This is a genomic window from Methylobacterium frigidaeris (assembly GCF_022179185.1).
GTDB lineage: Bacteria > Pseudomonadota > Alphaproteobacteria > Rhizobiales > Beijerinckiaceae > Methylobacterium > Methylobacterium frigidaeris.
Map to the genome: position 1 here is coordinate 1 of NZ_BPQJ01000399.1, position 228 is coordinate 228.

The window sequence follows — 228 nt, forward strand, 5'->3', positions numbered from 1 at the left end:
GGGTGGGAGGTCTTCACCAGGGCGTGGGCGTAGCCACCGTCTCCGAGGTTGATCCGGAGCCACAGGGCTCCTTCCTTGACGAGGAGCCTCAGGTTGAGGTTGCCCCCCTTGCTCTTGTCTCCCCGGGAGTAGAGGAGACCCTGGCGCTTCTCCTTCCACTCCCGCTTGAGCTCCTTCAGGGGCTTACCCGAGAGGTGCCCCCGCTTCAGGGTCTCAAAGAGCTTCCTT

Annotated in this window: 1 protein-coding gene; it reads right to left on the reverse strand. The window is 63.6% G+C overall.

Annotated features, from left to right (window positions below):
* The coding region (locus MFF64_RS39240) for an SSO2105 N-terminal domain-containing protein (protein ID WP_238194159.1) at positions 1-228 on the reverse strand (228 nt) is incomplete at both ends.